The 11,751-nt window shown below is 33.8% G+C and carries 4 protein-coding genes; 1 reads left to right on the top strand and 3 read right to left on the bottom strand.

Annotated features, from left to right (window positions below):
- Positions 1-171 precede the first annotated feature (171 nt).
- From F6K54_RS11535 to F6K54_RS11525, 3 genes are all read right to left on the bottom strand, one after another.
- Complete coding sequence (locus tag F6K54_RS11535; RefSeq protein ID WP_293077554.1) at positions 172-1,608, bottom strand: DUF5009 domain-containing protein; 1,437 nt, start codon at positions 1,606-1,608, stop codon at positions 172-174.
- Positions 1,609-2,486: 878 nt separating this feature from the next.
- A complete protein-coding gene (locus F6K54_RS11530) occupies positions 2,487-3,914 on the bottom strand; it encodes a hypothetical protein (protein ID WP_293077553.1) in 1,428 nt (475 codons plus the stop codon).
- Between the two features lie 1,227 nt (positions 3,915-5,141).
- Positions 5,142-7,181, bottom strand: coding sequence for an AarF/ABC1/UbiB kinase family protein (locus F6K54_RS11525; protein WP_293077551.1), 2,040 nt, complete (start codon positions 7,179-7,181; stop codon positions 5,142-5,144).
- A gap of 1,144 nt (positions 7,182-8,325) precedes the next feature.
- Here F6K54_RS11525 and treS point away from each other — a divergent pair.
- Positions 8,326-11,658 carry a maltose alpha-D-glucosyltransferase gene (gene treS / locus F6K54_RS11520; RefSeq protein WP_293077550.1) on the top strand — a complete coding sequence of 1,111 codons (3,333 nt, stop codon included), beginning with the start codon at positions 8,326-8,328 and terminating at the stop codon, positions 11,656-11,658.
- The last annotated feature ends 93 nt before the right edge of the window (positions 11,659-11,751 follow it).

Raw genomic sequence — 11,751 nt, 5'->3', positions numbered from 1 at the left:
GACCGTAGCAGATAGTTTAAACTGTTCCCAGTTAAGTTTTCCCTGTTCCCTTCCTTCACTAACAGACTTTTTCAGCAAGCCCTACTTACTTGATTGTTGACTCAATCACGGCAGCTATGATTTTCTCCTAAATTCTGACTCCTGACTCCTGACTCCTGACTCCTTCTTCTTTTAAGTCCTCCAAAAAAGTTTTAATTTACTAAAAATACTTACAATTAATGCCACTATTAATGTATAAATAAATCCCTTTAATAATCCTAACCTTGTTGTTTGAGTCATTTGTGCAATTTCTTCATACCATCCAGTTAATTTCAAGATAGGTAAAAGTAAATTACCAAAAACCACATAAGCTATCATTGGATTTTGACCATTATAGATAAATAATTTGAGAATACTTTTTTGCTGAAAATAATCCCGAACAACAGTGAATAGAATTAACAAAAAAATAGACATTCCTGTCGTAATGAAAAAGTAACTTAGGGTAGCACTATCTTTTTTAATTCCACCTTGAAAAGGTTCAAAAGCTAATCCTAATGTTAGCCAATAAACTCCCCAACTATAAAGTTTATTGAGTAAATTTTCTATCTGATTACTTGGTTGCCGGAATAATAACCAACCGGAAGCACATAAAACTCCGCTGATTAAAGTTGTTTCTAAAACTAGCCTAGACTGTAATCCAATCAATAATACCAAGTCAATAGTTATCATTAATACTGCAATAATTAAAAAACGACTAGCTGGCCATTTTTCTAATATTGAATCGCGATCGCTACCTTCATTATTTCTCATCCATTTTAAAATTAAATCTCCGCCAATAGTACCCGGAATAACAATAAATAAATACTTCAAATAATCAAATCTAAAAATCCAAGGCAAAGGAGAGTTAAACCAAAAATCTTTTACCCATCCATCATCAGTAGCAGAAAATCTGAGACCTAATAATATTCCCAATAATCCTAAACGTAACCACCAATTAGATTTAGTAAATAACCAAATTATCGAACCAAAAACAGCCATATTAGTTAAAACTATGAGAATAATATCGCTACGTTCTAATGAAAAGTTACTACCATCTGGATATGTTAATCGACTGAGAACTAAAACACATAAAAACCAACCAACTACAGTAATTAATTCATTGATAAATTTTGGGATAAATTTTGGCAAACGACTGAACATTAAAAATAGGATTAAAAATCCCAATAAAGCCAATTTCCACTTTTCCGGAATTTCCTCTGCATTATTAATAATGTGTGGTCGAAAATGTTGAATAACTATAGCAAATGTACCTAATAAAAAACCTCTTCTCAATATGAATAAAAATATTGAAATGTATCGCCATCCTTTATTTATTAATCGAGATAAAGCTAGGGGAATAGATGCTCCCATGGAAAATAAGAAAATTGGAAAAACAATATCTACCCAAGTTAATCCAGGAATATTAGGATTAAATACATAAGTTGGTGGTGGTGTTTGAGCATGATACATCCAAGCAGGTAATGTTCCATCACGAGGAATTATGCCTGATAGTACCATCATTAAAATAGCAAATCCTCGTAGAGCATCTAGAGCTTCAGCGCGTTTTTTAGAGGTTTGTTGTTTTACCATAGTTATATAGTCATCCTAATTTCATTTGTAATATTTTAGTGTTGCTTAGAAGTAAGAATTGCTGGAGTCAGCGAGTCAGAATATAAAGAATTTTTAATAGATATCTACAGAAAATAAACTTGCTCTTTATTGAACAGTTATCAATAGAACTAAAAGTCACTTACAAAACCATTTTTCCTATCTTTGGATTGAAAATTTATTCCCTATTCCCTATTCTCTGTTCCCTGTTCCCTACTCTTGCAAAAAGTCTATATCTTTATCTTTTTTTAGAAATGTCTAATGGCTATTAACTACAATTAAATTTTTCACAACCTATTTAGGATTGTTATATAGGAAATAGTTAGATAGGGTTTGCTTATGGAAAGTCTTTTTGCTGGGGTAGGAGACAGGAGACAGGAGACAGGAGAAAAGGGAATTTAGAGGAAGTTAGGAGTAAGAATTGTCCCTGAATTTTTCTGCTCAACTATGCACCTAAAATACTAACTTTTTGAGCGTGAAGAGCTGAAAATCAGGTACTTTTTAAAGGCCCCAAAAAGGCTAAAATATTTATATGTCAATGCTTTTAGATTTAATCAGCAAGCCCTAGATAAAAATATCAAAAAATTGAATTAGAATACAGTCTTTAAATTAGATTAATTAGAAAACTTTAGGCTGTAATTAATTTTTGCTAATTCTCTATTTCTAATTCTTTAAAGCTATACCCATAATGCTACCTCCACCTTGAGCTTTAGCTAGACGCATTGCTCAAGCAACTTCAGATAATTTTTTACCGAATAATTAAGGTTTAAAGCCTCTCCTTTAAAGGAGAAACAAGAAAAAATTTTCCTTTGAATCAATCCTCTCCTTGAAAAGAAGAAGTAATTATTAATTATTAATTATTAATTATTAATTATTAGTTGTTGAACATATCCTATAGTGCCAGTTAATCCAGTTCTCTCTTTGTAAATTCTCTGTAAATCGTTTAGTAAACTTACCTGATAAGGTGCTTTAAATAGAATATTATCTCCTTCTGCAAAAAGTACACTTTTGTTATCTTTTGTTGTTTTGTAGATTAACTTTTTCAACTCTCCAATAACTTCATGTACTATATGACTTCGCTCTCTTACTTCATCTTCATTTGATTGTTCAAACGCCATTTTTAAATAGTCACCTGTAAAATCACCATCAAACCCAAAATAAAAAATTGTCTGATTTTTATCTGTTGGAGTTTCTAGAATTTTAACATTTACAAGTTGAAACTTTTTATCTAGAAAAGAACTCAGTGTTTTAGTTGTAAATTGTAGAAATGCAAATGCTAACTGAGAAGACAAGGGAGATTGAATAGCTACTATATCCTTTAAATAACTATTTTCTGAAGAAGGATGAGCAATATCATTTCTTACAGAGGTGATTAGTCTAGTGATATATTCTAATGTTTCAGTATTAACGAAGTATTTTGGATTTTGAGAAAAAATATTCCGCACTTCATCTAACTTTTTTCCTAGTGTTTTGTTCTCCAAATCAGCACTTTTTATAATAGTTAAGATGATATTTGCGACTTCTTCAACTCCAGCAGAGGAAGAAAAAATAGAATGACGATAACTATAGCTTTCTTCAGTTACTTCGCCAATTAGACGAGAATTTACTCCAGATAACAGTGATTCTCTTAAATGTTCAATATCAACTCCAGAAGGTAATAAATTTGTTAGGCAATTTACAAGATCGTTAATATTTGAGCGATGGCGTAAAACTTCTGTGTAGTTTAATTTTCCGAAATTATCAAACTCCCTTATCGGAGGAAATTTGCGATATTTTATACTTACACCTGCTTGTTCTAAATCATGGTAAAAAAGACTAGCTTGCTTTTTTCTAGTACCTGAATCTTTAGAAAAATCAATTTCCAACGAATAAATATTTTCTATATCAAGTACATAAGCAAAAACAGCAAGTATAGACTTAAGAGATGAAATACCACCTGTCAAGTCAATATAGTTTTGTGGATTATCAAGAGGGTTAACAATTGTTCGTAGTTGCTCTACAAGATCCCTAAATCTATCAACATTAGAATCTTCTATTTTTGTGACATGATGAACTAAACTTGTTGAAGAAATTTTATAGTTATTTAGAGCTTCTTGCCAATCTACTGAAGTTGTCAAAGCTTGTAATGATTGCTCAGAATGAAAAATGTGTACTTGACGAAAAGTTAAATCACTATTTTTAGTATCACTTCGTGCTTGAAGGGTAGCTCCAATAATAGCGTTAATCATTGCAGCAATGTTTGTATTTCCCGCTAAAATTAGCTTGAATGATTTTTGATAAATGTTCATTTTTCCTTTGTTGAATTCCCGATAATATAATTTATCTACTGTATAGTGGAGTTTAAATTTTATACTAATTCCAGTTATGAAAAGATACTTTTTCCAACTCTTTTTTAATCCTTCTGCCTTTTGCCTTTTGCCTTCCCCTCTTTAGAAAGATACTAATTAGGGTTTGCGTATGGAAAGTCTTTTTGCTGGGGTAGGAGACAGAAGACAACCCACCCCTCGCCCCTCCCCCTCCCAACCCACCCCTAGCCCCTCCGGTGGAGGGGAGGGGAAGACAGGAGAAATGGGAACTATAGAGGAGATAATAGGAAGAATCGTCCCTTGATTTTTCTGCTCAACTCTTGACCAAAATCCACTCATTTTTGAACCATTACCACCTAATACCATTTTGAAAAAAGAATGTTACGAATAATAAAAATCATAAATAAACTTTCAAATAAAGTCTATTTAACGAAAAAGATAATTTAAAACATCAAAAATGGTACTAAATATATCCCCATACGAATTCTGGATTGCAGAATTGCTGGATTCTAATAAATACTCTAGCTATTTGTAGCAAACATTTATCACGCTTGGTATAAAACCTCGCACTTTTTGATACTTAAAAAGGCTAAAACCTTTGTATCTAAAGACTTTTAGATTTAATCGGCAAGCCCTAATTAGGGTTTGCTAAAAAAGTTTTATAGTTGAGGATATAATTCAGGATTTATAATTTATAATTCATAATTCATAATTTAGAGGATTTAGGATGAAGAAATATCCCTTTATTTTTCTATCCTTATCTACTCAAAACTCTAACTTTTTTAGCTTTTTATACCGAAAAGATTGCACCTTTTTTTAACTCTAAAAATTATCAAGTATTGACAGATAAAGGATTTGACAGTTAATCAGTAAGCCCTAATTAAATTAAATTTGGTATTATACCAATTCAATTTTAAAAAAGAATACTATGAAAAGTGCCTCTCTATCAGATATTCTTAAAAATAGTGAATATCGTGGATTTTAGATAGTTATTTATATCATTTTTACCTTTTTTTAAATATTTCCTTCTTCTTCCTTCTTCCTTCTTTCTTCTTTCTTCTTTCTTACTTCTACTATTTGTAACAAACACTTATCAAATTCGTATTATTGCTCAATCAAGTCTCCATTTTTTGATAAAAAAATTAGTTGCCAGTAAAAACTTTTCCTACTAACAACTAATAATAATTAACTATTAAATAATTAATCAACTTACCTTGGAATAGGCAAAGAAAGTTGAGGTTTAGTATCTGGTTGATCACCATTACCATTACCATTAGAATGCTCTGGAGATAATAATACTTGACGAATTAAACGAGCGATCGCCCGTTGAGTCAAACCACTTGCCACTTCTTGCCCCATCTTTTGCATTTCTGGTTTAACCAACAAATTTGGTACTAACTGCGCCAACTGCATAGCATCAAAACCAGGAGTATTTTGAATAATTTCCCAAATACGTTTAATATGCTCTGCTCTTTTTTCTTCTGGAGAATTTGTAGATGTAATTTTGGTCGGTTTTTGTTCTTTCATACCCAAAAATTCACCCACTCTATTTCTCACATTAGACAAAGTATTTCTAGATGCTAAGTCAAGACTATTAATCAATTCTTCAACTAAACGCACCCGAATAAAATCACCACGTTCAGACAATAAGAAATCTAGAGCTTGGTCTAATACCTTGCTAATATCATAATCATCACTATTACTAGCATTTCTTAATAGATTTTCCAATCTATTCCAGCGAAAATCACCATCTTTAAAAAGTAAATCTTTCAGAGAAGTTCTTAACTCAGGAGCAGGGTCAGTTAGTAAACGTTTCGCCACATAAGGATAAGCTTTACTCAACACCTTAAAATTAGGATCTACATTAATAGCAATACCTTCCAGAGTTACCAAAGAACGAATAATCAAAGCATAATAAGCAGGCACTGTAAATGGATACTCATACATTAAAGCTGATAACTGGTCTGTAATACTCTTAAAATTAAGTTCTGCCACACTAGCACCAAGAGCATTATTAAACACACCAGCTAAAGCAGGAATAATCGGAGTTACATCAGTTTCAGGTTTCAAAAATTCCAGCTTAATATAATCTTGAGCTAAAGCTTCAAAATCACGATTTACCAAATGTACAACTGCTTCTAATAAACCATATCGCTGATAAGGTTTAACCTCACTCATCATGCCAAAATCTAGATAAACCAATTTACCTTCTGGGCTAGCTAATAAATTACCAGGATGAGGATCGGCATGAAAAAAACCATGTTCTAATAACTGTCTCAAAGAACATTGCACACCAATTTCTATCAGATATTTGGCATCAATATTTTTGGCTTTTACCGCTTCCAAGTTAGTTAATTTAGTACCCGTTATCCACTCCATTGTTAATACACGACGACCCGTATATTGCCAATAAATTTTAGGAACATAAATATCTTTAAGATGACCGTAGAGTTGATTAAACTTTTCCGCATTACGACCCTCTTGAGTGTAGTCCATTTCCTCAAATATTCGATTCCCAAACTCATCCATAATAGCTACTAAGTCACTGCGGAGTCGCTTAATACTTTTATGTGCCCAAATAGCTAGTGTTCTTAATATATAGATGTCTAAAGCAATATTTTCGGCTAAACCAGGACGTTGTACTTTTACTGCTACTTGTTCGCCTGTTTTAAGTTTGCCTTTATAAACTTGCCCAAGGGAAGCTGCTGCAATGGGATTAGGTGTTAATTCTGCATAAATTTCTTCTGGAGGGAAACCTAATTCTTCTTCTATAAAACGATAGGCTAATTCATTAGGAAAAGGGGGTAATTGGTCTTGTAATTTAGTCAACTCTTCTAAATATGTGGGAGAAGCTAAATCTGGTCGAGTAGATAGTGCTTGTCCCACCTTAATAAAAGCAGGACCAAGATTTGTCAAAATTTCTCTTAACCTAATTGCCCGTTTTGGTTCATTTTTAGTGGCATTACCTGTAATTTTGTCCAACCACAAGCTAAAAGCAAATGATAAAAAAGTCCATAAAACACTGATGCGCCTTTTCCATACTGGCAAAGGGCGTTTACTGTATAAGGCTGTAATTGCTTCTGGATCATAGCGTAGAGCATTACTTTCTTCTGGTTCTGAATAATCTGGAGACTTAACCATATCTATATTTGTCACTGGCATTGCCTCTATTTCTAATGTGTCTAATTTCTTAGTATGTGAATTCAAATATTCTTTTTGGGTAGCAGATGATATTGTTTCCAGATTCATAAAATTTTAGATTTTTTTTATAAAGGTTGTTAAATATTGTAACAATACCCCTACCGTTTCACTGAAGTCTTTGGTGAAGTCAAAAGTCAAAAGTCAAAAGTCAAAAGTAAGAATTTGACTGTCTCTCTAACCGGAATTTCCTCTAGTCACAGAAAAATTATTAGTAAATCAAGAATCGAAAAGTTAATTGTAAAATTTCACTATTGCGACATACACAACAGTAGAAATTAAGCCTAGAGAGCAAGGTAACTCAGAGTTGATTTTCACTGCCAGAAAATATTTGACTGTCTCTCTAACCGGAATTTCCTCTAGTCACAGAAAAATTATTAGTAAATCAAGAATCGAAAAGTTAATTGTAAAAATGACTATTGCGACATACGCAACAGTAGAAATTAAGCCTAGAAAGCAAGGTAACTCAGAGTTGATTTATACATCCCAGAGAATATTTGACTCTAATCTCTCTACCCGAAACTTTCTCTAGTCACAAAAAATTGTTTCTAAATCAAGAATCAAAAAATTAATTGTAAAATCTGGCTATTGCGACATACGCAACAGTAGAACATCAAACCTAGAGAGCAAGGAAACTGACAGTTGATTTCTACATCTCAGAAAATATTTGACTATCTTTTCTACCGGAAATTTCCTCTAGTCACAGAAAAATTATTAGTAAATCAAGAATCGAAAAAATAATTGTCAAATTTCACTATTGCGACATACGCAACAGTAGAACATCAAACCTAGAGAGCAAGGAAACTGACAGTTGATTTCTACATCCCAGAAAATATTTGACTATCTTTTCTACCGGAAATTTCCTCTAGTCACAGAAAAATTATTAGTTAATCAAGAATCGAAAAAGTAATTGGAAAATTTCACTATTGCTCTATACACAATGAGAGAAAAATACGCCGATATCCCCACCTTTTCCAAACTCCCCATCACCCTATTTGACTTCTGACTTCAGCTATAATTACCTGGAATCTTCAACTATAGAAAGAAAAAGCCTTACCAAAAAAAAGAGGTCCAAAGCCTCCCCTTGAATAGGGGATGAAAAGATAAAAGTTGATTATTTCAACCCTCTGGGTGAGCGCCAGAGGTACTGATAACTGATAACTGATAACTGATAACTGATAACTGAAATAACCCCATGCTGAAAAACGACCCACTTTGGTTCAAAGACGCCATAATTTATGAAGTACCAGTTCGAGCCTTCGCTGATAGTAACGGTGACGGTATTGGAGACCTCCGGGGACTTACAGAAAAACTAGACTATTTGCAAGACCTGGGAGTAACAGCAATTTGGACTCTACCATTTTTCCCCTCTCCCCTCAGAGATGATGGTTATGACATTGCTGACTATAGAAGTATTAACTCCATCTACGGCAACATAGAAGATTTTCAACAACTTCTAGATGCTGCCCACGACAGAGGTATTCGGGTCATTATCGAACTTGTCGTTAACCATACTTCCGACAAACACCCTTGGTTCCAAAGAGCACGTCGCGCTCCTAAAGGTAGTGTAGAAAGAGATTTTTATGTTTGGAGTGATAGTGCTGATAAATTCCCGGAAGTTCGGATTATTTTCCAAGACTTTGAAAATTCTAACTGGGCATGGGACTCTGTAGCTCAAGCTTACTATTGGCATCGCTTTTTTTATCATCAACCAGACCTCAACTACGAAAACCCTGCGGTACAAGAGGCAGTTTTAGAATTGGCAGACTTTTGGTTGAGCATGGGAGTTGATGGAATGCGCCTTGATGCAGTTCCCTATCTTTGCGTTGAAGAAGGTACTAACTGCGAAAACCTGCCAGAAACACACACCTTTCTCAAAAAGTTACGGGCGCACATTGATACTAAATATCCTAATCGAATGTTATTAGCAGAGGCTAATCAATGGCCTGAAGATGCAGCTAAATATTATGGCAGCGGAGATGAGTGTCATATGAACTTCCATTTCCCTTTAATGCCTCGTTTGTTTATGGCTTTGCGGATGGAGGATAATTTTCCAATCTCTGATATTCTCAAACAAACCCCTTCCATACCCAATAACTGTCAATGGGCTTTGTTTTTGCGTAACCATGATGAGTTGACCCTGGAAATGGTGAGCGATGAAGACCGAGATTATATGTATAAAGCTTATGCTCAAGACCCACAGGCTAGAATTAACTTGGGTATTCGTCGCCGTTTATCGCCTCTATTGGGAAATGACCGTCGGCAAATAGAGTTGCTTAATAGTTTATTGTTGTCTTTACCTGGTACTCCCGTTTTATATTACGGCGATGAAATAGGAATGGGAGATAATATTTATTTGGGCGATCGTAATGGTGTGCGGACTCCGATGCAATGGACTGCGGACCGGAATGCAGGTTTTAGTCGTACAAATCCACAAAAGTTATATGCTCCTGTTATTGTTGACCCTGAATACCATTACGAAACAATTAATGTAGAGGCTCAACAGGCTAATTCTAATTCTTTGTGGTGGTGGATGAAGCGTTTGATTTCTACGAGGGAACGTTTTCAAGCTTTTGGACGTGGTTCCTTTGAACTGTTGCACCCCGAAAATAGGAAGGTCTTGGCTTTTACTCGTACATATTCTGGTCAGCATATTTTAGTAGTAGCTAATCTCTCTCGTTTCGTGCAAATAGTAGAGTTAGATTTATCAGCTTTTAATGGTATGGTTCCTGTGGAAATTTTTGGTCGGACTAAGTTTCCAGCTATCAAAGAACATCCATACTTTTTTAGTCTAAGTCCTTATGCTTTTTACTGGTTGACTTTACAACCACAACAAACTTATATTGAGACTCCAAAACCTCTGAGTAAACTTCCTGTTTTGACTGTAGCGGGTAATTGGAAGGATATATTTTCTCAAGCAGAAATCAAGAGTAGATTAGAGTCAATTTTACCTAATTATTTGAGTAGCTTCCCTTGGTTTGGAGGTAAAAATAAGGTGATTCAATCTACAGAAATCACAGAAGTTATTCCTATTAATTATCAACAAAAAGAAGCTGCTTTAATATTTTTAGAATTTAATTATACAGAGGGGCCTACAGAAACATATTTGATTGCTTTAAGTTATTTAATTCCCACAGAAAAAACTCCTCAAATTTCTCGGGAACAGATTGTTGCAGAGTTACAAATACAAGAGCAAGAAAAGCCTGGAATTTTATTTGATGTACTGGGAGACCGAGATTTTCTAAATCTGCCGTTGAATGCCATCAACAAAAAACAAAAATATCGCGGCAATAGTGGTTTGATTCAAGGAAAATCCACTGATGTATTAGCAGAGATAATGCAGACAACCACAGGGAATATTAATCCTCATATTTCCTCTGAAAGACATGATAAAACTCTGATTAATTTCGGTACATCATTAATACTTAAATTATTGCGAAAACTAGAAGTTGGTATTAATCCAGATTTAGAAGTTGGCAATTTCTTGACAGAAAAAGCTAGGTCTGAAAATTCAGAAATTACCGGGAATATTGCTCAAATAGCAGGATATCTAGAATATCACCAACAAGAAACTAACTTAATAACTATTGGTATATTAGAACAATTTATTCCTGAAGCAATGGATTGTTGGTCTTATACCTCTGATATTTTGAGGGATTATTTTGAGAGAATAATGGTAGAACAAAGCTCTGTAAATGAGTTAGAAATTCCTCAGATTACTGTTAATAATGCCTTAAATATTGAAATCACAGAAGAAGTCTCCGATTTGATTGGTTCTTATATAAGTTTCGCTGAAAACTTAGGCAAAGTTACAGGAAATATTCATCATGCCCTAGCCTCTGATTTAGAGAATCCAAATTTTGCTCCGGAACAGTTTACACCTTTTTATCAAAGGTCAGTTTATCAGTACATGAGAAACCAGACAGGAAGAATTTTATTAAAGCTGAAAAAACACTTATCAGGATTTTCACAAGATAAACAACAATTAGCAAAAAGTGTGATTAATCGTCAGGACCAAATTATGAAACATTTAGGTTCTGTCGTAGAACGAAAAATTACCGCAATGCGTACTCGTTGCCATGGAGACTATCATTTAGAAAACGTTTTATTTACAGGTAAAGACTTTGTAGTTGTTAACTTTGAAGGAGAAGGTGTTCGACCTTTAAATGAACGTCGCATGAAGCGTACCTTACTTCGAGATATAGCAATAATGTTAGAGTCATTCTATTATGCAGCTAACGTTGCTCTCCAGGAAGAAATTAAAAATGGGATAATTCGTCCTGAAAATTTACTTGTCATGGAACAATGGTCTACATTTTGGTATAGCTGGGTAAGCATATCCTTTTTAAAAGCTTACCTCAACAATACAATGTCAGGTTCATTCTTACCTAAAACTGAAGAAGAAATACAGGTACTTTTAGATGTTTATCTCTTAGAAAAAGTAGTTTATGAACTTGATTATGAACTTACTTATCGTCCTAAATTCGTGGAAATTCCTTTGGCACGAATTCAACAATTAATTCCATAATTTATGAAGGAAGAATTCAGAGTCAGAATTCAGGAATAAGCAGTCAGAATTGGATTCTGTAAAACTGTGGGAATGAATAAATTGGTTTAAGAC

It is taken from the genome of Okeania sp. SIO3B5 (assembly GCF_010692555.1).
In the GTDB taxonomy this organism is placed as follows: Bacteria; Cyanobacteriota; Cyanobacteriia; order Cyanobacteriales; family Microcoleaceae; genus Okeania.
Note: the sequence above shows the minus strand (reverse complement) of the source record. Positions and strands in the feature narration are given on the sequence as shown.